Source organism: Streptomyces sp. NPDC051677, from assembly GCF_044453465.1.
In the GTDB taxonomy this organism is placed as follows: Bacteria; Actinomycetota; Actinomycetes; order Streptomycetales; family Streptomycetaceae; genus Streptomyces.
In genome coordinates this window covers 164,979-185,228 of the sequence record NZ_JBITCT010000012.1, presented here as the reverse complement: position 1 = coordinate 185,228, position 20,250 = coordinate 164,979, and the positions used below count along the sequence as shown (strand labels likewise).

Below are 20,250 nucleotides of genomic sequence, written 5' to 3'. Positions count from 1 at the left end.
TGCGGCGGGCCCGGACCTAGCATGGCGGCATGGCACGTTCAGAGCTCGGCGCCTACCTCACCGCCCGGCGCGCCCGCGTCACCCCGGCCGAGGTGAACCTCCCCGCCACCGGGCACCGCCGGGTGCCGGGGCTGCGGCGCGAGGAAGTCGCCCTGCTCGCCGGGGTCAGCGCCGACTACTACGTACGCCTGGAGCAGGGGCGGGAGCGCACGCCCTCCGCGCAGGTGCTCGACGCGTTGGCCGCCGCCCTGCGGCTGGACGAGGACGGCCGTCGGCACCTGTTCCGGCTCGTCGGCCTCGGCCCACGCTCCCGGGCCGCCGCCGTGGCCGACCGGGTCGAGCCGAGCCTTCTGGCGCTCATGGACGCCTGGCCGCACAACCCCGCCATCGTCTACAACCGCGCGTACGACGTCCTGGCGTCCAACGCCATCGCCGACTCGCTCTTCCACGGCTGGACACACTCGCGCAATCTCATGCACGTCGTGTTCACCGACCCGGCCGCCCGCGTCTTCTACCGCGACTGGCACGACGTCGCGCGCAACTCCGTGGCCGGCTTCCGGCTCGGCCATGGCGCGGCGCCGGACGACCCGCGGGTGCGGCAGGTACTCAGCGAACTCCTGGAGCGGAGCCCGGAGTTCGCCGAGCAATGGGATCGTCACGATGCCCGCGGCAAGGCGCTGGAGCACAAGCGTTTCGAGCACCGCGACGTCGGGCCGCTGACGCTGACCATGCAGACCTTCGACGTCCGCTCGGCCCCGGGCCAGGAACTCGTCGTCTACCACGCGGAGCCGGCCTCGCCCAGCAGCGAGGCGCTCGTACTCCTCGGCTCGCTGGCCGCGACCTCGCGCCAGGAGTACTGAGCCGGCGCGGGCGCACGCCCAGCGGACCGCGCCGCCCTGAAGTCAGTGCTCGTGAGGCTTGTGCGACGGCGTGTGGGCCATCGGCGCTGGAATTCAGGGCGATTACGGTGCGCTTGACGCGATCAGGGATCATTTGCTGCAAATATCCCGGCACGAGCATGCAGGAGAAGAGGAGGAGTTATGTCTGTGATCATGACGGTGAAGGTCGCTGGCGATCCGAAGGGGGTGGAGCAGTACGCATCAGCCAACACGGAGAAGATGCAGGCTGTGCTCGAAGCGGCGAAGCGTCATGGCCTCATTGCGCACCGCTTCTACGGCTCCGACGACGGCAGCAGCTTGCTGGTGCTCGACGAGTGGCCCGACCGGCAGAGCTTCGAGTCGTTCTTCCAGGAGCAGGGGTCCGAGATCAGGCCGATGTTCGAAGCCGCAGGAGTATCGGCGCAAATCGAGCCTATGTTCTGGCGGGAGCTCACGACACACGACGCCTACGGTTGGGGCGCCTGATCTCGGAAGTACCACGCACGGCCAGAGCTCTGATCGGCGGCGGCGCGTCCAGGCGGTCATCCATGATCGTCTGGCCGACGACCGCGAGCCGCAGATCGCGGTCTTCAACGCCGCCTCGGACAGCGACGGCTGACGCAACAAGCCGAGTTGCCGACGGGAGACGCTGGCGCAGTACTGGTGATTGCGGTTACCCGTAGCTGCGGAGCCGGCTGCCGGGTGGACGATCTCAGGTCGCCTTCGTGTTCAGTCCACCGCGTGGTGCGCCCGCGTGACCTTCGGATGGTCAGCCTGCCGGCCCTACGGGAGCTACGCTCGCGTGAACCCGTGGCTCCGCTCCACTTTCGCGACATGCAGCGTGTAGCTCTGGTACCACTCGGCTCGCCCGCGCTTTTGCGCTGCGCGGTGCTCGGCGTTGGTCCGCCATTGCGTGAGGGCGTCGGCGTCGCGGAAGTAGCTGACGGTGATGCCCAGGCCGCCGGGAGTCTGAGCGTGGTCCATCCCCAGGTACCCGGGGAGGTCCTTCACCAGGTCTTCCAAGCGTGCGTCGGTCTCGCTGTAGTCGCTCTGGTTCGGGGTTCGCACCGTGGTGAAGACAGCCACGTAGTAGGGGGGTTCATATGCTTCGACGGGCGTGACAGGCACTTCGGAGTGACTGCTCACGGCAGCACTGTGAGGACGGATGCGCACGACGATCCGGTGTCCTTTCCTGAACGGGATACGTAGGGGATCTCCCAGAGCCGATTGCACGGACGGTCACGCGGGAGGCCGTCGGCGTGCGTACGCTTCGATCTCGATCTTCATGCGGGGATCGGCGAGGTCGCACATGAGCATCGTGGCGGCCGGTCGGACCTGGCCGAAGGCGCGACGCAGTACTGGCCAGCAGGGCTCGAAGTCGGCCCGGTCGGGCAGCAGACAGCGCACCCGCACCACGTCGGCGAAGGTGCACTTCGCCTCGGCCGGCGCAGCCTCGACGTTGCGCAGACACTGCTCCGCCTGCTCCACCACGTCCTCGGAGATCGTCATGGTCGGGTAGTCGAACCCGGTCGTCCCGGACACATGAACCCAGTCACCGTCGACGACGGCGCGGGCATAGCCGATCCGCTCTTCGAACGTCGAGCCGCTGAGGATGGAACGTCGCTCCGTCATGCGCCGAACGCTAGGTGAGCAGCACCGATACGTCTAATACAGCTTTGGGTATGGAGTGATACCTCTGAGCGTATGGAACGCCCTGAACTTCCTCTTCAGCAGCTGCACGCCTTCGTCGTGCTCGCCGAGGAACTCCACTTCGGCCGCGCCGCCACCCGCCTCGGCATCGCCCAGCCGCCACTGAGCCAGCAGATCCGGCGCCTGGAGGGCACGGTCGGCCACGCCCTGTTCAGCCGCGAACCAGGACGTATCGCCCTCACCCCGGCGGGCCGAGAACTCCTTCCTGCCGCTCGGCACGCCCTCAACGGCCTCGCGGACGGCCTGGCCGCAGCCCGAGACGTCGGCAGCGGCAGGGTCGGCCGGCTGAGGATCGGCTTCGCCGCCTCCCTCGCCCTGACCGTCCTGCCCGGCCTGCTGCGAACCTTCCGGGAACGGTTTCCCGCCGTGGAGCTGGACATCCAGGAAATGACCACCACGCCGCAACTGGCTGCCCTACGCGAGAGGACGATCGACATCGGCCTGCTGCGCGAACCGCCGGCCGGCGACGCGGAACTCGGATTCGGGATCGTGCTGACCGAGCCGTTTGTGGCTGTCCTGCCGTCCGCGCACCCCCTCGCGGCGCAACGCGCTGTCCGCATCGAGCAGTTGGCGGACTGCCCCTTCGTGCTTCTGCCTCGCGCAGTAGGCCCGCCGCTGTACGACCAGATCACCAGCCTGTGCATCGCGGCAGGCTTCACGCCCCGGGTGGCGCAGCACGCCGTGGAATGGCAGACCGTCTGCGCCCTGGTAGAAACTGGGCTAGGCGTGTCACTGGCCCCGGAGAGCATCCGCCGCATCCGCCTCAAAGGCGTTGCCTTCCGCAGGATCGAACCCAGCACCACGCGCACACGAGTCGCCGTCGCCTGGCGTAAGAACGACCCGAATCCCCTGGTCCCATGTCTCCTGGCCGCTCTCGACCAAGATCCGCCGAACAAGTCCTAAGACCACGCCACCGGGGGCGCAGCCGTTTCCGTGATGGCAGGCGCTCAGTTCCGCCATCCGCGCTTCGAGCGGCGGCTGAGTTCGGAGGCGTACTGCGCGCGGGGGCTGCCAGAGGCGGCGGCCCAGCTGCGCCGGGCACCGGAGGCAGAGGCGCAGGACAGAGGGAGCAGCAACGCGATGGCGATCTCCCGCTTGCACGGCCGGCTGGCTCCAGGGCGGTGGGCCATCGGCTCACCAGGCAGGGCGGATGGGTCCCGGCGGTGCAATCAGCGTCAGGTCGGCGACGAGTTCGCTGAAGCGCGCCTCGCCCAGTGCTTCTCGCCACGGTGCGACGGCAGCCCGGGCGGCCTGGTCGGCAGCACGCGTGGCGGCCCAGCCGGTCTCGGTCAGTCCCAGGAGGCGGGCGCGCGCATCGTGCGGGTGTGGATGCCGCTCCACGTACCCCTTTCGGACCAGTTCCTCGACCAGCTGGGCGGCGGCCTGCTTGGTCACCCCCAGATGCACGGCCAGGTCGGCCGTGGTGGCGCCGCCTGCCGAGATGCGGACGAAGGCGAAGCCGTGTGCAGGTCGTAGGTCCTCGAACCCCTGCCGGGACACGCCGGCGTGGATCTCCTGCACCAGTTGTCCGGAAAGGGCCAGCACGAGTGCGGAGAAAACCAGGGCGTCGTCCATGGGCTTGACTATAACTCGTCAAGCTGCTTGTCTATCTAGACAAGCAGGTTGTCTAGATGGGGGCTGGAGCATGTCGTTCATCCGCAGTGACGAGGCCGTCGCGCACGAGATTCACGGTGGCCGTTTCGTTTCCTACGTCCGCCCGGACACCGGCAGCCGGGACCTCGCCGCCTGGCGTGTCGAGATCCCGCCCGCAATGGTGGGGCCGACCCACACGATCAGCGACGAGGAGACGTTCTACGTCCTCTCCGGTCGCCTCCGACTCACCATCGACGCCGAGAGCGCCGAACTCCGCGCAGGTGACGCGGCAGTGGCACCCGCAGGCTCCGAACTGTCGGTCGCCAACACCACCGACCAGCCCGCCCACATGTGGGTCACCACCCGTGTCGGACTCACCGCCGAACTGGCTGACGGCAGCACCATCACACCGCCCTGGGCTCACTAGGGCTCGGGTTCGCCCACGAGGCGTAGGCCAGGGTGAAGATTCGGGGCGCCGTCGGGCCGGGCGACGCGGATCGGACGTCACCCCGCATGCAACGCCACAACCGCCACAACCGCCACGACCGCCAACCCGGCCCCGTCGAGGGCAATGAACATGACGGAACAGCACGGCGCCGGCTACAGGGGCTTCGCCGATGCTCGCAGACTGAGGCGCATGACCAGTCCGAGGGCGGCCACCGCTCTACGAATCACCGGGCACAGCTACGGATGTAACGGCTGCTACATTCGTCGCCGTGTCGAACATGGAACCGGGGAGCCGCTGGCTCGTCCTCGTGATCAGACTGCCTGCGGAGCCGTCCCGGCACCGGGTCGCGGTCTGGCGGGAGTTGCGCAAGGCCGGGGCGCTCTCCCTCGGGCAGGGGGTCTGGGCCGTTCCGGACGTGCCCGTCTTCGCCACCGGCATCGGCCGGGCGGTGACGCTCACTGAGCAGGCCGGCGGGCAGGCCGTGTCCCTCACCGCCGCCGGGCGCAGCACCGAGGACGCCGCCCGCTTCCAGGCGATGTTCACTGCCGCCCGGTCCGCGGACTGGGCGGAGTTCCTGGCCGACTGCGGCAAATTCGAGCAGGAGCTGGCCAAGGAGATCCGGATCGCCAAGTTCACCCTGGCCGAGTTGGAGGAAGAGGAGCAGTCGCTGGAACGACTGCGGCGCTGGCATCGCGACCTGACCGCGCGGGACGTCTTCGGCGCTCCGGAGGCCGCTGAGGCCGACCGGCGGCTCAAGCAGTGCTCCGCCGCCTGCGAGGACTACGCCGAGCAAGTCTTCGCCGCCCTCCACCAGCCTCCGGAGGCGGACCAGTGACCGCGCGGTCCGCCCCGGCCCGTCAGATGTGGCCGCTGTACGCGGCCGGGTTCACTACCGCCTTCGGCGCGCACGGCATCGCCGCCAACCTCGGCGGCCACACCGAGGACGCGGTCACGTCCCTGCTGGTCCTCGGCGGGCTGCTCGCCCTCTACGACGGCGCCGAGGTGCTCCTCAAGCCGCTCTTCGGCACCCTCGCCGACCGCGTCGGCGCCCGCCCCGTGCTGCTCGGCGGCCTGGTGGCCTTCGCCGCCGCCTCCGCGTTGTACGTCGTCGCCGACAGCCCCGGCTGGCTCTGGGCCGCGCGCCTCGGGCAGGGAGCCGCGGCCTCCGCGTTCTCACCCGCCGCATCCGCACTGGTCGCCCGACTGAACCCGGGGACCAAGCACGGGCGGGCCTTCGGCAGCTACGGCTTCTACAAGTCCATCGGCTACACCCTCGGTCCACTCCTCGGCGGCGTCCTGGTGTGGGCCGGCGGGCTGCGCCTGCTGTTCACCGTCCTCGCGGCACTCGGCGCGGCGGTCGCCGTCTGGGCCGTGCTCGCCGTTCCCGTCGTCCCCCCGCTGCCCAAGGCCCGGCAGACGGTCCTCAACCTGGCCCGGCGGCTGGCCGACCCGGTCTTCCTCACCCCGACGGCCGCGCTCGCGGCGGCGACCGCCGCCCTGTCGGTCGGGGTCGGCTTCCTGCCGGTCTCCGGGCGCGCCGCCGGACTGGGCACCGTAGCGACCGGAGCGGCGGTGTCGGTGCTCGCCGGCTGCGCGGCCGTCGTCCAGCCGCGAGCCGGGCGCGCTCTGGACGACGGGCGCCTCACCGCGCGGACCGGTCTGGCCGCAGGGCTGTCGCTCACGGCTGCGGGTCTGGCCTGCGCGATGCTGCCGGGGCTGACCGGCATCCTCGTCGGAGCGGGCCTGATCGGTGCCGGCACGGGGCTGATCACCCCGCTCGGCTTCGCCGCACTGGCCGCGAGCACGCCTGCGGAGCGTCTCGGGCAGACCATGGGCGCCGCCGAACTGGGCCGCGAACTGGGCGACGCGGGCGGCCCGCTGCTCGTCGCCGCCGTCGCCTCGTTCGCCACGCTCACCTACGGGTTCGGGGCGCTGGCCGCGCTGACCGCGACCATGGCGGTGGCGATGTTCGTTCATCGTCCCCCGGTGTCATCCGTACCCCAGCCGAAGACGGAGAGGTGAACCGCCTTACGTACTGCGTCAGTTCTGATGTCTGCGGTGCAGCCGACGCCGGCCGGCGAACGCGGCGAGCGCCCCAGCCGGCGGGCAATGGTCTCCGGACCAACACGACATGCGAACCCCGGCGTCATCCGCGCCATGCCACCGATGCCACCGATGCCACCGATGCCACCGATGCCACCGATGCCACCGATGCCACCGATGCCACCGATGATCCTGGCCGCAGACGTGGGCGCGATCCGTACCAGACCAGCAGTGTTTCGCTGCCGGGTCCACGCGTGCCGGTCGCGTCCGAGTCGGAGGCGCGGACGTGGTGCGGTCAGGGGTTTCCTCAGCGCTCAGCGGCCTCTTCAGCGGTGGCGCATTTCCTCTGCACAGCTGCGGAGCTGGTCTTCGAGGGCCAGGTCGTCGCTGCGGGCCACGGTCTGGGGCAGTTGGGCGCAGACGGTCGCTTCGGCGGCGAGGCCGACGGGCTACTCAGGAGCGGGACGACGGTGCGACGCGGGCGGCGGTGTCCGGCTGGAGCGGTGTGGAGGCGTGGAGGGCGGCGGCGTCGAACCCCTCCGGCGCGCGGCTCAGGGCGTACTCGTTTTTAACGGTGACCGAGCGTCAAACTGCGGCCTCCGCTCCGCCCGAACGGAAGCGGCTGTAGGCTTCCGGCCACCCGTCCGAATTCGGCGGTCTCGACTGTCGGCGGCCATCGCGACAGCTGATCGCCTGCCTGGCCGGACTCGGCCTGATGGCCTGGCGCGCCATGGTCACGCGCCCATACGGCCCACGCACGTTGCCCCTGCTCTGCCCTCGCGTACATGGCCCGACCGCCCGCGTCTTAGGTATCCAGAGGGAAGTCGTCTGCTCGCCGAGGAAGAGGTCGCATGCACGCCGAAGAACGGGCCCGGTCTGCCGAGGTACGGAAGGGCAGGGCGCCTGCCCGCCAGCCCCAGGCCTCGAGCCCGACGCCGCCCCCGGGGCTCCTCGCGTTGCAGAGCACCTTCGGCAACGCAGCAGTCGTCCAGATGCTCCGCCGGGCCGGACACCCAGAGGCCCAGGAGCGACACCGGCACGGCGCCGACTGCAACCACCAACAGACCCAGCACCCCGTACAGCGCTCCACCGTCCATGACGTCCTGCGCACCCCGGGCAACCCCCTCGACGACGCCACCCGCACCGACATGGAAGCTCGCCTCGGCGCCGACTTCTCCGACGTACGGATCCATACCGACCAGGCGGCCCGCGCCTCCGCCGCCGAGGTCGGCGCCCGCGCCTACACCTCCGGCAACCACGTCGTCATCGGCGAGGGCGGCGGCGACGGGCACACCCTCGCCCACGAGCTGACCCACGTCATCCAGCAGCGGCAGGGACCGGTCGCCGGCACCGACCATGGGACGGGGCTGCGTGTCTCGGACCCGTCGGACCGCTTCGAGCGGGAGGCGGAGGCCAACGCCACGAGGGCCTTGAGCGGACCGGTGCCCGGCCAGGCGACGCACGGCCAGGCGACGCACGGTCAGACGACGCACGGCCAGACGACGCACGGCCAGACGACGCACGGCCAGGCCGAACGGGCCGGCGGCGGCCCGCAGTCCGTCCAGCGCTCCGTCCACCCCTACCCGACGTCCGGCAAGGCCCCCAGCGAAGAGGTCGGGAAGGACCTGGTGGGCTTCGGCGTGAAGCTCGACGAGGCCGTCCAGACCGCCTGGCTCCAGGCCACCCAGAATCCGACCGACGCCAACCTCGCACGCACGGACGGATATCTGGGCCGGTGGGCGGAGCAGTGGCAGGAATACCTCCAGGCAACCTCGTCGAAGAAGGCCGAGATAGCCGCGCTGGTCCCCGCCATGGCCGGCTACGCCATCGAGTCCCTCGCCACCAAGGTGTTCCTCACGGAACGGAAGACCTGGACCGGTCCGGCGTCCGGCCTCACGTTCTCCGTGGCCATGCAGGTCACGCACGGCAACACCCGTCCCGATGTGGTCCTTCAGCTCAACGGGAGCGACGTCGCCTGGTACGACATCACGTCCGACAAAAGCCTGGGGCACATCTTGAAGAAGGACGGCTCCGGGTGGTCGACCAAGCCGTACATCGCCGAGATCGCCTATCCGCAGGTGACGGCACAGACGGTCGAGTCGAACGCGGCCAAGTGGCAGAGCGCGGGCAGCCCCGCCATCACGAACGACCCCAAGATCTTCGCGAACTACTGGATGGAGCGGGCGCGGTTCGAGGTGTCCATGAACTTCATGCGCAAGGACATCCTCCAGACCTCCCCCTCCCTCTTCGACCATGCCCGGAACGCGGCCGACGGCGTCACGGGCAACATGAACGCGGCACGCCGCCAGGAGTACATGAGGGCCTGCCTGGCGCTCTACAAGGCCGGGGTGCTCGGAGGCGCCTCCAGCGAATCCGACGTGGCCACCGCGATCGCGGGCAGGGCTCAGATGGCTGGCGTCACGGCACTCGAACCGCTTCCCAAGGAGACCGCCGCCGTCATCCAGTGGCTCACCGGCAACCACAAGAAGTACGGCTTCCAGAACAGCGACGGTAAGAGCAGCTTCGCCAGTCTGAGCATTCAGCCCGGAGTCGTCTGGCTCCAGGAGTGCGCCGCACACAAGCAGCTCACCGTCTCGGACGCCGATGCCGTGACTTACATCAGCACGACATATCCGGAGGGATTGACCGCGCTCCGCGGCGCAGGGCTGGTCACGTGACACACACCGCCATCCAAGGGTCAGCCGACCAGCGCTGACCGACGTCACCCACGCCTCACCGTACCCGGGGGGTCCGCCGTGGCGCCCTCGCCCGCGCCAAGGGCGTCTCCGGCAATGGCGACGGCGCCAACCGCTGGCCCGCCGTCCATCGTTTCGACGCGGCCCGGCTGTTCCGGCTGGCGGTGGAGCGGGCCCCGGCCGGAACCGTACTGCACGGCGTCGCCGACGAGGGCGTCGAGATCCGCGCCGTGGCGGAGGTGATAGGCCGTCACCTGGACGTCCCTACGGCCCCGGTCACCCCCGAGCACGCCCCGGCCCACTTCACGTGGCTGGCCGGCCTCATCGGCCAGGACCTCCCCGCGTCCAGCGCCCTCACCCGCGAGCTCCTCGACTGGCGGCCACTGCGGCCGGGACTCCTTGAGGACCTGGAGAAGGGGCACTACTTCCGCACGTGAGCACATGGGCCCGTGCGCCGTGAGCCCGTGCGCCCGTCATGCCACTGGGCGTCGTCACGGGGCCAGGGTCAGCGAAGTGAACGTGTGCCGTTCCCAGATCCGGCGGGACGCCTCCTCGGGGTAGGCCGCAACCGCCGGTTCGGCGTCAAGGAGTTGGACGAGACGCTGTTCCGTGTCGTAGGCGGGCCAGCCCGGGTCGCCGGTGGCGGCGAAGGCGGTCCACGCGGAGCGGAAGCGGGCGGAGAGGGCCTCGGTCTCGGGTGCGGGGGTGGGGCCGATCAGCATGGCGCCGAGGCCGTCGTACACGCCGAAGGTCAGGGGTACGTCCAGGCCGTGGCAGGCGCCCAGGGCGCCGCCGTTCGCCGGGGCGGGCCAGGTGAGTTCGTACAGGTGGGCCCGGCCGCCGCCCGCCGCGTGCGCCTGGGCGAGGTGCAGCGACGGCATGCGGAACAGCCAGTCGGACTGGACGAGTTCGAAGAGCTGCTCGGCGGAGGCGTCCGGGAAAGCGGCCCGGTAGGCCCGCTCGGCGTCCGGGGTCGGGCCGAACAGGCCCAGCGCCGTCGACGCGAGGCCGTCGTCCACCTGGCCGAGCAGCCCTGCCAGCAGGAGGAAGAGCCGGTACTCGTCCCGGTTGTGTCCGACGATCAGCTCGATGTCCCGGGCCGCCCCGCTCGCCAGCGCCTCCCACGGCGTGGCGGTCAGGACCTCGCCGTCGACGACGGGCGAGAACGGCGTCGGGGTGAGCGCGACCGGCCCCCATCGGTGCGCGTACTCGCGCATCCGGGCGCTCACCGCGGCCCCCGCGTGGGGCAGCTTGCGCGGATCGACGCCGGAGAGGTCGGCCACCGTCGGGCGCAGCCCGAGCTCGCCCGCGATCGTTTCGGCGATGTCGGCGGCCAGCGCGTCGGAGAAGAAGGTGCCCGGCACGCTCTGGGCGATGGCCCGCCCGAACAGGCCCCGGGCCGACGGCATGGCCAGCAGCGCGGCGATGGAACCCGCTCCGGCCGACTCGCCGAAGACGGTGACCCGGTCGGGGTCGCCGCCGAACGCGGTGATGTTGTCCCGCACCCACTCCAGGGCCGCGACCTGGTCGAGCAGACCGCGGTTGGCGGGGGCGCCCTCGATGCGAGCGAACCCCTCCATTCCCACACGGTAGTTGAGGGTGACGACGACCAGCTCGCCGTCGCTGGAGAGGCGGCTGCCGTCGTAGGCGGGGTCGTCGGAGGAGCCGAACTTGTAGGCGCCGCCGTAGATCCACACCATCACCGGCCGGCGGGCCGCCGCATCAGCGTCCGGCGTCCAGAGGTTCACCGTCAGCCAGTCGTCGTCGACCGCGAGGCCGCCGGGCGGCGCGGCGTCGGGGCCGAGCGGCTCCTGCGGGGGCGGCGGACCGAACACGACCGCCTCGCGCACACCGTCCCAGCGCCGCACCGGACGCGGCGCCGCGAAGCGCGCCTCGCCCACCGGTGGCTGCGCGTACGGGATCCCGCGGAAGACCGTGAGGCCCGCCTCCCGACGGCCGCGCACCGCGCCCGCCGTGGTCATGACCTCCGGAAACTCGGCACCGCTCATGATGGCTCCTCCGGTCGGGCGGGCGAGGCCGCCCGTGTCAGCGCTGCCATCCTGCCCCGATGTCCTTGAAGTATCAATCAGCTGCCGCAAGATCGCCGAGACCCACGGCCGGCTCGCACACGGGCGCACCGGGGTCTGAGGGCCGTTAGTACTGCGGTACTAACGGACACGGTCGGATTGCGTCCCTCAGGGGGCAGGGAGCGGGGAAACCCGCTCCTAGCTTGAGATCACGGGCCGAACCGGGCCCCAGCTCACGCAATGAGCTCTTCTCCTGGTGGGAGTAATCCTTGGCCGCCTTCCTCTACCGGCTCGGCCGGCTGGCGTTCCGGCGACGACGCCTGGTCCAACACATACACGTACTCGGACACAGCGGCCACCACGTCGGCGCCTGCCCGGCACCACCACGGCAGGCCACTGGTGGAAGTCACGGCGGGATACAAGGACTCGCCGAGCTCAAGCAGCGTCTGGCACGCTCCAGCGAATCCGCCGCGCCGAACGATCCCACCCCATCGAAGACGACAGCGGTGAGCAAGATAGGGAAGAGCTGAACCGCAAGCGCTGACCGCGACGAGCCGCGGCGACAGCTGCGGGCCGTCCCCCGATCGCCGACGGATCGCCCCGCTCCCACCGGCCCCGCCCGCCGGTCATACTCCCCCGGGACCGGCGGGCGGCCCCCGACCCGCGAAGGACCCCCGTGACCGCACCGAGCGCACCCGCTGCTCAGGCCACCGACCCGGACGAGCGCCGGCTCCTGGAGACCCTGACCAGCGATTCCGAGCAGCGCGTGATCGTCTCGGTCATCGCCCGGCTGGCCCGGATCCGGCGGGCCGACCGGGCCCATCCCCGGATCCGGCACTGGGGGGCTCCGGCCTTCTGCGCCGCGCTCGGCGTCAACTCCTACCTCAACCCCTACAACACCGGCGACGTCGCGGCGCAGGTGGCTCTGCTCCTCGCCTTCACCGTGCCCCTGCTCTGGCGGGAGCGCCGGCCCATGCTGGTCTTCGCCCTCACCACCGCCGTCTCCGTGACGGCCCTCCCCCTGGGGGTGCTGACCGGCGCCGATTCCGCCCGCGTCGTGGCCCTGTTCAACGTCGGCCGCCACTGCACCCCGCGCCAACTGGCCCTCGCCGTCGGCGTCACCCTCGGGCAGCTCGTCGCCTGGGCAGCCGTCTTCTGGACGGGTGGCCAGCTGGAGCACGCCACGCGACCGGAGGTCGTGACTCTCATGGCGATGGTCGCCATGGCGGCGTTCGCCGCCCTCGGCCTGCTCAGCCGGCTCGCCGACGCCTACATCGACGCGCTGAAGAAGGAGCGCGACCAGCAGGCCCGGCTCGCCACCGCGCAGGAACGCGCCCGCGTCTCCCGGGAGATGCACGACATCCTGGGCCACACCCTGGCCGTCATCGTCGGCCTCGCCGACGGCGCCGCCGCGCTCTCCTCGACCAAACCGGAACGCGGCGCCCAGACACTGCGCATCATCAGTGCCAGCGGCCGCGACGCCCTGGCCGAACTACGCCGTCTGCTCGCCGTCATCGGCGACGAGGGCGACCAGGGCGACCTCCAGGACCGGCCCCCGGGTGCTCCGCTCGCCCCGCAGCCCGGCCTTGCCGACCTCGACGCCCTGCTCGGCCGCGTCCGTGCCGCCGGGCCCGACGTCACCCTGGACACCGCCGGCAACCTCACCGGCCTGGCCGCGGGACTCCAGCTCGCCGTCTACCGCATCATCCAGGAGGCCCTGACCAACACCGTCAAGTACGCCGCCTCCGACACCTCGGTCCGGGTGTCCCTCTCGGCCGGCCAGAACGCCGTCCATGTCACCGTCGAGGACGCCGGCCCCTCCCGTTCCCCGAAAACCCGCAGCTCGCTGACCGGCGGCGGCCATGGCCTGGTGGGCATGCGTGAACGCGCCGCCCTCTACCAGGGCGACGTCACCGCCGGCCCCAACGCCCACGGCGGCTGGACCGTCCGCGCCCGCCTCCTCCCCAGCCCGACCCCCGACTCCCCCGACTCCTTCGACTCCCCGGAGAAGCACCCCTCATGACCACCGTCCTCATCGTCGACGACCAGGCCCTGCAGCGCATGGGCTTCAGCATGCTCCTGGAAGCCGAGTCCGACATGAACGTCGTCGGCGAGGCCGCCAACGGCAGCGAAGCGGTCCGGGCGACCGCCGAACTCAGACCCGACGTCGTCCTGATGGACGTACGCATGCCCGGCATGGACGGGATCGAGGCGACGCGGCGCATCGTGGAGTCCGGCGGCCGCTCCCGCATCCTGGTCCTGACCACCTTCGACCTCGACGAGTACGCCTACGACGCCCTGCGCGCCGGCGCCAGCGGCTTCCTCCTCAAGGACGCCCAGCCCGAGGAACTCGTCGCCGGCGTCCGGGCGGTGGCCGCCGGCGACGCCGTCATCTCACCCGGCCTCACCCGCAAACTCCTCGACACCTTCGGCGACCGCCTCCCCGGCCACACCCCGCAGCAGCAGCGCCGCCTCGACGATCTCACCGAGCGCGAGCGCGAGGTCCTCACCGCCATCGCCGGCGGCTGGACCAACGCCGAGATCGCCGAGCGCCTCCATCTCGCCGAGTCCACGGTCAAGTCCCACATCGGACGCATCCTCGCCAAGATCGACGCCCGCGACCGCGTCCAGGCCGTGATCTTCGCCTACGACACCGGACTCGTACGCCCCGCATGAACCGACCCACCCCGCTCACCGAGCCCCTCTGACGGCCAGGCCGACTCCCCGCGTCCCCGACCCGTGTACCCCGACACGTCCCCGAAGCCGACCACTTCGGCACCGCTCAGGGCGTCACCCGCACCGCCTCGCGGGCCCCGCCCGCACCTCAGTTGAGCCCCCGCACGCAAGGGCCACACCCCTACCGGTTCGTGCCAACGGTCCAGTGGCAGCTCCCGCACTGTCACCGTTGCAAGGCGTGGAGCAGTTGCGGCAAGGAGCGGTGCAGCTCGCGCTCCCAGTACGGCCAATCGTGGGTGCCGGGGCCGTAGAAGTCGGTGGTGAGGTGCGCTCCCTTGGCCTTGAGGCGGTCGGCGAGGGCGTGGTTCATCTGGTTGAGCACGGCCTCGAGGTCGTCGTACGTGCCGGGCGGGTCGAAGGGGCCGGCGGTGCCGTCGCCGCTGGAGAGGAAGACGGGGATGGAGCGCAACCCGTTGACGAGGTAGTACGGGTCGTGAGCCGCCCAGAGGGCGCGTTGGGCCACGGGGTCGCCCCACAGGGCGAGGGGATCCTCGCCGTACTCCTTCAACACGCTCATCAGCCCCGACGGGAAGTCGCCGTACAGGGGGTGCGCCACGCCGCTGAAGCTGGCCACCGCCCGGAACATGCCGGGGTGGTGCGCGGCGTAGAGGAGGGATCCCAGGCCGCCCATCGACAGCCCGGCGACGACCCGCCGGGTTCCGGCGCCGTAGCTGTGCTCCAGGAGCGGGCGCAGCTCGCCGAGGTGGAATGTCTCCCAGGCGGGCGGGCCGCCGTTGCCGTGGTTCCACCAGTCGCTGTACCAGCCGACCGGGCCGCCTTCCGGCATGACGATCAGCACGTTGCGCAGTTGCGCGAGGTTCTCGACGTCGGTTGCGCGGGTCCAGCTGTCATAGGTGTCGCAGCAGCCGTGGAGCAGGTACAGCACCGGCCATCGCCGGCTCTTGCCGCGCTCGTTCCAGCCATCCGGGGTGAGCAGCCGCACCTTGGCGGTACGGCCCAACGCGGGCGACGCGACGGTCAGGTCGATCTGGCGAGGGCCGACCCTCTCCTCTGCCACGACCCGGGCACCGCCCTCCTTGCCCCTGCCGCCGACGGCGGCGGTCGCGGTCCCGGGCAGGACTGCCATGACCAGCGCTACCAGAATCGTCCAGATCAACAGGCGGGCACGGCCAGGGTGCACGGCGGGCCTCCACTCCCAGCGAAACCTGTCGGCTACGGATCGGTGACACCCGGGAGCGTACGGACCGCCGCGGTGTCGGTCACTACGTCAGATTGCTGAGGTTGGCGGAAGGCGACGTTCCAGAGGTAGTTGACTTCGCGTTCGCTACCGTGTCGGTCCATGACAGTCCTGATCATCGGGGGCAGTGGTTTCCTGGGCGCCGAACTGATCCGGCAGGCCACCGCGGCGGGGCTCGAGACGTCCGCGACGTTCGCGTCCCGGCCCGGCGGAGCCTCGGGGGTGGCCTGGCATCCGCTCGACGTCCGCGACGCCGCGAGCGTCGCCACGGTCATCGCCGACGTGGCCCCGTCGGTCGTGGTCAACGCGTCGAGCGGCGGGGCCGACTGGGCGGTCACCGCCGACGGCGCCGTCCGCGTGGCGCTGGCCGCCGCGGAGCGGGGCTGCCGTCTGGTCCATGTCTCCAGCGACGCGGTGTTCTCCGGCGTGCGCGTCCGTTACGACGAGAACTGCCTGCCCGATCCGCTCACCCCGTACGGGGCCGCGAAGGCCGCCGCGGAGACGGCGGTGCGGCTGCTGATGCCGGCCGCCGCCGTCGCCCGGACTTCGCTGATCGTCGGACACGGGCGGTCCGTGCACGAGCGCGCGGTGCACGCTCTGGCGGGCGGCGCCCGCGAGGGGGTCCTGTTCACCGACGACGTCCGCTGCCCGGTCCACGTCGAGGACCTGGCCGCCGCGTTGTGGGAGATCGCACTGTCCGACGCCGCTGGGATGTTCCATCTCGCCGGGCCGGACGCCCTGAGCCGCCACGATCTCGGCGTGCTGATCGCCCGGCGCGACGGCCTTGACGCCAGGCGGCTGCCCGCCGGGCGCCGAGCCGACACCTCATTGCCCGGGCCCCTCGACGTACGCCTCGACTGCTGCGCCACACAGCAGCGGCTGCGGACCCGGCTCCGCGGCGCCCGCGCATTCCTTCGCTGAGGCCGCGGTCGCCGACGCGTTCGTCCGGGGGGACCGCCTCTACCCGACGGGATCGGGCACAGAATGTCGGGTCCGGCCCGATGCCTGCCGCCTAGCGTGGTGATCACAAGCAAGGAAGGAGACCGGACGTGCTGGAGCGGCTCAACAAGGCCATGGAACACATCGAGCGTGATCTCGATCAGGCCGTCGACGTGGCGGGGCTGGCGCGGATCGCGGCCACCTCGGAGTACCACCTGCGCCGGATGTTCTCCGCGCTCGCCGGCATGCCGTTGTCGGAGTACATACGGCGTCGGCGGCTCACCGTCGCGGGCGCCGAGGTGCTCGCAGGGCGTGAGTCGCTGTTGGAGATCGCGCTGCGTTACGGCTACGGCTCGGGCGAAGCCTTCGCCCGGGCGTTTCGCGCCATGCACGGTGTCGGGCCGGGCGAGGCCCGGCGCACCGGCGCAGCGCTCGTCTCCCAGCCCCGGTTGACCTTCCGCCTCACCGTCGAAGGGAGCAGCAGCATGCGTTATCGCGTAGTGGACCGGCCGGACTTCACCGTCGTCGGCCTCAAGGCCCGGATACCCCTGGTGCACACGGGACCGAACCAGGCGATCATCGACCTGGTCCGCGGGATCGACCCGCAGGTCCTGGAGCGTCTGGAGAAGCTGTCGGACCAGGAGCCGCAGGGCATCGTGGCGGTCTGCGACGACCTGGACCCCAGCCGCGCCGAAGGCACCGAGCTCGACTACTACCACGCAGTGATCACGTCCGCGGCCGTGCCGGAGGGCATGACCGCCCTCGCCGTCCCGGCCGGAAGCTGGGCGGTCTTCACCACTTCCGGGCCGGCCCCGCAGGCCATCCAGGAACTGTGGCGGGACGTGTTCACGCAGTGGTTCCCGTCCAACCCGTACCGCAGCCGCCCCGGCCCGGAGATCCTGAGCACCCGCCTGTCGCCCGACAAGAGCGAGGCCGACGCCGAACTGTGGCTTCCGGTGGAGCGGGAACAGGGCTGAGCAGCGCGCCGAATGCGGGGACGAGGACCGCCTCGCGTTCGTCGTCCATTGCGCGGAACGAGGCCGTGACGGGACGTCCAGACCCCGGGCGAGCCGGGAGAGCGCGGTGCGACCGCACGCGGTCCGGTCGTTCTCGACCTTCGACAGCGTGGCCTTGGAGATGCCGACCCCGGAGGCCGCTGCCGGGGTGGGGTGCTCGGTCACCGGCGCTTCCTAGTGCGCGCGGTCCAGGCGGAAGCGGGGGTGAGGTTCGGCGCGGCCGGTGGCGAGGTCGGCCGCCATCGCGCCGATCAGCGGGGCGAATTTCGCGCCGTGGCCGGAGCACGGGGAGGCGATGACGAACGCGCCGTGGCGGTCGACGACGAAGTCCTCGTCGACGGTGGTGGTGTAGAGGCAGCTCGCCTCGGCCACCGGGTCGGGCTCGAGGCCCGGGAGGCGGTCGCGTACGAAACCACTCACCCGGGTCCGCGAGGACGGGTCGACGACGCCGGTGCGGGTGCGGGCGGTGGTGGGGGTGCCGCGGTCGTGTTCGGCGACCTTGACGGTGGGGAGCGGGCCGCCGTCGCTGCCCGACGGAAGGCCGTACAGGTGCAGGTCGCCGTCCCAGATCAGGGTCGGCCACCGCACGGACTGGTCTCGCTGCCGGAAGTGGAAGACCTGCTGCTGGGTCACCTCCAACTGCGGGAGGGCAAAGGGGAGTTCGAGTTCGGGCAGCCAGGGTCCGGCCGCGATCACCACCGTTTCGGCGACGATCTCACGGCCGTCCTCGGTGTGCAGGAGCACCTTCTCCGGGGCGCCCTGGACGTCTATGCCCGTGACGCGGGTGCCGGTGATCGCCTGCGCCCCGTGCTCGATCGCCCGCCGTACGCAGACCGCGACGGTCTGGTCGGCGTCGACGACGCCCGCGTCCGGGTGGTACAGGACCGGGCCCGTGACGCGGATGTACGGCCAGCGCTCCGAGGCCTCTTCCGGGCCGAGGAGTTCGTGGGGCACGTCGGCTGCGGCGAGGAGTTCCGCGATCGCCCCCGGGTCGCCGCCCTCACCCATGTCGAGGCCACCGGTCGTGCGCAGCAAGGGAGTTGAGGCGTCGTCCGCCAGTTCCCGCCACTGCTCGTGCGCCTGACCGGTGAGCCGTACGTAGAAGGGGTCTGCGTACGCTCGTCGGAAGATCCGTGAGCTGCCGTGCGAACTGCCGTGTCTGTGGCCGATGTCGTACGCCTCGATCAGTGTGACCTCATGGCCCCGCCGGGCCAGTTGCCAGGCGGTGGCCGCGCCCGTCAGCCCGGCGCCTACGACGGCGATCACAGCCCCTCCTCGGGGATCCGGTTCGTGCCCGCGCGGGGGACGCGGGCCATGGCAGCGGACTCGATCTTGACGTGCTCCCTGGCCCGAAGTCCAGGGATTCCGGCCTGGGTCGTCTGGCCCTTGCGGCGTCGGTCTGAAGCCGAGGGAGGATGTCCGGCTCGGTTCGTGCGGGCGGCGCCCAGGTCCCGCAGGGCCTGTTGCCGAAGGGCCGGGCGCCGCCCATGAGGAGGCGGAACCCGGCCCGGACGTTCCCGGTCAGGACACGACGGCGGACGGTTCACCTGACGTCAGCTCGGAGGAACCCCCGGAACCCCCGGAGGGGCCCCGCACCCACAGCGGCTTCAGCCGGTACGTCAGCAGGTACAGCACCGCGCCCGCTCCGGCCGCGACGAACATGCTCAGGTCGCCGGCCCCGGGATACGCCGCCGAGAACGGCCCGGTGTAGAAGCTGGACTGCCAGAACGGCACCGAGGCGGCCACGCCTCCCGCCCAGGCGACGAAGCCCCAGCCCAGCACCCGGCGCCGGTCGTAGAGCTCGGCGACGCGGGACGGGTCGGAGCGGCCGCCCAGGTAGAAGTCGAGCAGCAGGACGGCCGCGAAGGGGGCGATGAAGTACGCGGTCAGGTTGAGGAACACCTTGAACTTGTCCTCCGTGCCCGACTCGCCCCACAGGCTGATCGCGTAGGCCAGCAGACAGATGCCGGTGACCGCCTGGGAGCGGCTGACCGGGATCTTCAGCGTCTGGACGGAGATCGCGCCGCCGTAGACGTTGAGGAAGTTCTGCGCGAGTGCGGACAGGCCGACGGCGAGCAGGGCGGGCACGGCGAACGGGCCGGCCAGCTCGTGCAGCGCGGTGATGGAGTCCGAGCTGCTGGCGCTGCCGCCGACGACCACGCCCAGGATGCCCAGCCAGCAGATGGTGACGAAGTTGCCGAGGCCGGTGTACCAGGCGGTGCGGGTGACGACCTCGGGCGTGTCCGGCAGATAGCGGGAGTAGTCCGAGGCGAAGGGCGCCCAGGCCACCAGGAAGGACAGGAACCAGCCGCCGAAGGTGACCCAGCCGCCGGTGGAGCCGATGTATCCGGACGCCTTCGGGTCGGCGTGGAAGAGGCTGCCGCCGCGTACCACCGCGACCACGGTGATGAGCAGGAAGAGCGGGGTCAGGACGTACGTCAGGACCTTCTGGAGGTAGTTGATCATGTTGTAGCCGTAGATCGACACCACCAGTTCGATCGCCGTGAGCACCGCGGCGCACAGCCAGTAGGGCAGATGGGTCAGCTCGGCGAACGCCTTGCCGCCCAGGATGACCGTGACCGCCGCCCAGCCGACGCCGGCGAAGACGTTGATGTATGCCACGGGCAGGAAGTTGCCGAAGAAGCCGAGCGGGCCGCGGGCCTGGATCTGCTGCGGCACGCCGAGCCGTACGCCCATGCGGGACATGACGGCCATCAGCAGGGACCCGAGCGCCGCCCCGACGACGATGGCCGTGACGGCGGCGCCGAAGCTCAGCCCGAACCAGGCCGCGCTGAAGCCGAGCAGGATGATCGGGAAGTTGAGACCGGCCGCGAACCAGACGAAGAACTGCGAGCTGGGCTTGCCGTGCCGCTCGTTGTCGGGGATGTGGTCGACGCCGAAGGGCTCGACCTTGGTGACCGCGCTGCCGTAGACCGGCGCCGGTGTTCCTTCTGTCATGCGGTGCT

Annotated in this window: 18 protein-coding genes and 1 pseudogene; 12 read left to right on the top strand and 7 right to left on the bottom strand. The window is 71.1% G+C overall.

Going from position 1 to position 20,250, the window contains the following annotated elements; all coding sequences use genetic code 11:
• Window positions 1-29: 29 nt before the first annotated feature.
• The gene (locus ACIBAF_RS16840; RefSeq protein ID WP_399463969.1) at window positions 30-860 is read left to right on the top strand and encodes a helix-turn-helix domain-containing protein; all 831 of its coding nucleotides are present in this window, start codon (window positions 30-32) and stop codon (window positions 858-860) included.
• 180 nt (window positions 861-1,040) lie between these two features.
• Window positions 1,041-1,364: a hypothetical protein gene (locus tag ACIBAF_RS16835; RefSeq protein ID WP_399463968.1), complete on the top strand. Its 324-nt coding sequence runs from the start codon at window positions 1,041-1,043 to the stop codon at window positions 1,362-1,364.
• A 306-nt stretch (window positions 1,365-1,670) separates the two neighbouring features.
• Here the strand turns inward: ACIBAF_RS16835 and ACIBAF_RS16830 are convergent, their stop codons facing one another.
• Together ACIBAF_RS16830 and ACIBAF_RS16825 are read right to left on the bottom strand one after the other, a co-directional pair.
• Complete coding sequence (locus ACIBAF_RS16830) at window positions 1,671-2,024, bottom strand: antibiotic biosynthesis monooxygenase family protein (protein WP_399463967.1); 354 nt, start codon at window positions 2,022-2,024, stop codon at window positions 1,671-1,673.
• A gap of 93 nt (window positions 2,025-2,117) precedes the next feature.
• On the bottom strand, window positions 2,118-2,510 hold the full coding sequence (locus tag ACIBAF_RS16825; RefSeq protein WP_399463966.1) for a RidA family protein: 393 nt from the start codon (window positions 2,508-2,510) through the stop codon (window positions 2,118-2,120).
• 72 nt (window positions 2,511-2,582) lie between these two features.
• Between ACIBAF_RS16825 and ACIBAF_RS16820 the strand changes: the two genes are divergently transcribed.
• Window positions 2,583-3,491, top strand: coding sequence for a LysR family transcriptional regulator (locus tag ACIBAF_RS16820; RefSeq protein WP_399463965.1), 909 nt, complete (start codon window positions 2,583-2,585; stop codon window positions 3,489-3,491).
• Window positions 3,492-3,722: 231 nt separating this feature from the next.
• Here the strand turns inward: ACIBAF_RS16820 and ACIBAF_RS16815 are convergent, their stop codons facing one another.
• On the bottom strand, window positions 3,723-4,163 hold the full coding sequence (locus ACIBAF_RS16815; protein ID WP_399463964.1) for a MarR family winged helix-turn-helix transcriptional regulator: 441 nt from the start codon (window positions 4,161-4,163) through the stop codon (window positions 3,723-3,725).
• Between the two features lie 70 nt (window positions 4,164-4,233).
• Between ACIBAF_RS16815 and ACIBAF_RS16810 the strand changes: the two genes are divergently transcribed.
• The 5 genes and pseudogenes from ACIBAF_RS16810 to ACIBAF_RS16790 form a co-directional block, all read left to right on the top strand.
• On the top strand, window positions 4,234-4,608 hold the full coding sequence (locus ACIBAF_RS16810; protein ID WP_399463963.1) for a cupin domain-containing protein: 375 nt from the start codon (window positions 4,234-4,236) through the stop codon (window positions 4,606-4,608).
• 298 nt (window positions 4,609-4,906) lie between these two features.
• Window positions 4,907-5,464 (top strand): Chromate resistance protein ChrB, encoded by a 558-nt coding sequence (locus ACIBAF_RS16805; RefSeq protein WP_399464038.1) that lies wholly within the window; start codon window positions 4,907-4,909, stop codon window positions 5,462-5,464.
• A 26-nt stretch (window positions 5,465-5,490) separates the two neighbouring features.
• Window positions 5,491-6,651, top strand: a complete 1,161-nt coding sequence (locus ACIBAF_RS16800) for an MFS transporter (RefSeq protein WP_399464037.1) — start codon at window positions 5,491-5,493, stop codon at window positions 6,649-6,651.
• Between the two features lie 872 nt (window positions 6,652-7,523).
• Window positions 7,524-9,350, top strand: a complete 1,827-nt coding sequence (locus ACIBAF_RS16795) for a DUF4157 domain-containing protein (protein ID WP_399463962.1) — start codon at window positions 7,524-7,526, stop codon at window positions 9,348-9,350.
• Window positions 9,351-9,433: 83 nt separating this feature from the next.
• Window positions 9,434-9,805 (top strand): annotated as a pseudogene (locus ACIBAF_RS16790) (3-beta hydroxysteroid dehydrogenase); the annotation flags it as partial.
• A 54-nt stretch (window positions 9,806-9,859) separates the two neighbouring features.
• On the opposite strand, the gene ACIBAF_RS16785 reads toward ACIBAF_RS16790, so the two are convergent.
• Window positions 9,860-11,377, bottom strand: coding sequence for a carboxylesterase/lipase family protein (locus tag ACIBAF_RS16785; RefSeq protein ID WP_399463961.1), 1,518 nt, complete (start codon window positions 11,375-11,377; stop codon window positions 9,860-9,862).
• A 694-nt stretch (window positions 11,378-12,071) separates the two neighbouring features.
• On the opposite strand from ACIBAF_RS16785, the gene ACIBAF_RS16780 reads away from it, so the two are divergent.
• Together ACIBAF_RS16780 and ACIBAF_RS16775 are read left to right on the top strand one after the other, a co-directional pair.
• Window positions 12,072-13,418 carry a sensor histidine kinase gene (locus tag ACIBAF_RS16780; protein WP_399463960.1) on the top strand — a complete coding sequence of 449 codons (1,347 nt, stop codon included), beginning with the start codon at window positions 12,072-12,074 and terminating at the stop codon, window positions 13,416-13,418.
• Window positions 13,415-14,071: a response regulator gene (locus tag ACIBAF_RS16775; protein ID WP_399463959.1), complete on the top strand. Its 657-nt coding sequence runs from the start codon at window positions 13,415-13,417 to the stop codon at window positions 14,069-14,071. The genes ACIBAF_RS16780 and ACIBAF_RS16775 overlap by 4 nt, the downstream gene beginning before the upstream one ends.
• 223 nt (window positions 14,072-14,294) lie before the next feature.
• Here the strand turns inward: ACIBAF_RS16775 and ACIBAF_RS16770 are convergent, their stop codons facing one another.
• Window positions 14,295-15,218 (bottom strand): alpha/beta hydrolase, encoded by a 924-nt coding sequence (locus ACIBAF_RS16770; protein WP_399464036.1) that lies wholly within the window; start codon window positions 15,216-15,218, stop codon window positions 14,295-14,297.
• 213 nt (window positions 15,219-15,431) lie between these two features.
• On the opposite strand from ACIBAF_RS16770, the gene ACIBAF_RS16765 reads away from it, so the two are divergent.
• Window positions 15,432-16,250: an SDR family oxidoreductase gene (locus ACIBAF_RS16765; protein WP_399463958.1), complete on the top strand. Its 819-nt coding sequence runs from the start codon at window positions 15,432-15,434 to the stop codon at window positions 16,248-16,250.
• Window positions 16,251-16,378: 128 nt separating this feature from the next.
• A complete protein-coding gene (locus tag ACIBAF_RS16760) occupies window positions 16,379-17,245 on the top strand; it encodes a GyrI-like domain-containing protein (RefSeq protein ID WP_399463957.1) in 867 nt (288 codons plus the stop codon).
• Between the two features lie 213 nt (window positions 17,246-17,458).
• Here ACIBAF_RS16760 and ACIBAF_RS16755 read toward each other — a convergent pair whose 3' ends face one another.
• Window positions 17,459-18,550 carry an FAD-dependent oxidoreductase gene (locus tag ACIBAF_RS16755; protein ID WP_399463956.1) on the bottom strand — a complete coding sequence of 364 codons (1,092 nt, stop codon included), beginning with the start codon at window positions 18,548-18,550 and terminating at the stop codon, window positions 17,459-17,461.
• Between the two features lie 255 nt (window positions 18,551-18,805).
• Complete coding sequence (locus tag ACIBAF_RS16750; protein ID WP_399463955.1) at window positions 18,806-20,242, bottom strand: purine-cytosine permease family protein; 1,437 nt, start codon at window positions 20,240-20,242, stop codon at window positions 18,806-18,808.
• Window positions 20,243-20,250 lie beyond the last annotated feature (8 nt).

Excerpts from the sequence above, each read along its gene's own strand:
- ACIBAF_RS16840 (WP_399463969.1), top strand. The coding sequence starts at position 30 with ATGGCACGTTCAGAGCTCGGCGCCTACCTCACCGCCCGGCGCGCCCGC.
- ACIBAF_RS16835 (WP_399463968.1), top strand. The coding sequence starts at position 1,041 with ATGTCTGTGATCATGACGGTGAAGGTCGCTGGCGATCCGAAGGGGGTG.
- ACIBAF_RS16825 (WP_399463966.1), bottom strand. The coding sequence starts at position 2,510 with ATGACGGAGCGACGTTCCATCCTCAGCGGCTCGACGTTCGAAGAGCGG.
- ACIBAF_RS16820 (WP_399463965.1), top strand. The coding sequence starts at position 2,583 with ATGGAACGCCCTGAACTTCCTCTTCAGCAGCTGCACGCCTTCGTCGTG.
- ACIBAF_RS16815 (WP_399463964.1), bottom strand. The coding sequence starts at position 4,163 with ATGGACGACGCCCTGGTTTTCTCCGCACTCGTGCTGGCCCTTTCCGGA.
- ACIBAF_RS16810 (WP_399463963.1), top strand. The coding sequence starts at position 4,234 with ATGTCGTTCATCCGCAGTGACGAGGCCGTCGCGCACGAGATTCACGGT.
- ACIBAF_RS16805 (WP_399464038.1), top strand. The coding sequence starts at position 4,907 with ATGGAACCGGGGAGCCGCTGGCTCGTCCTCGTGATCAGACTGCCTGCG.
- ACIBAF_RS16800 (WP_399464037.1), top strand. The coding sequence starts at position 5,491 with ATGTGGCCGCTGTACGCGGCCGGGTTCACTACCGCCTTCGGCGCGCAC.
- ACIBAF_RS16795 (WP_399463962.1), top strand. The coding sequence starts at position 7,524 with ATGCACGCCGAAGAACGGGCCCGGTCTGCCGAGGTACGGAAGGGCAGG.
- ACIBAF_RS16785 (WP_399463961.1), bottom strand. The coding sequence starts at position 11,377 with ATGAGCGGTGCCGAGTTTCCGGAGGTCATGACCACGGCGGGCGCGGTG.
- ACIBAF_RS16775 (WP_399463959.1), top strand. The coding sequence starts at position 13,415 with ATGACCACCGTCCTCATCGTCGACGACCAGGCCCTGCAGCGCATGGGC.
- ACIBAF_RS16770 (WP_399464036.1), bottom strand. The coding sequence starts at position 15,218 with ATGGCAGTCCTGCCCGGGACCGCGACCGCCGCCGTCGGCGGCAGGGGC.
- ACIBAF_RS16765 (WP_399463958.1), top strand. The coding sequence starts at position 15,432 with ATGACAGTCCTGATCATCGGGGGCAGTGGTTTCCTGGGCGCCGAACTG.
- ACIBAF_RS16750 (WP_399463955.1), bottom strand. The coding sequence starts at position 20,242 with ATGACAGAAGGAACACCGGCGCCGGTCTACGGCAGCGCGGTCACCAAG.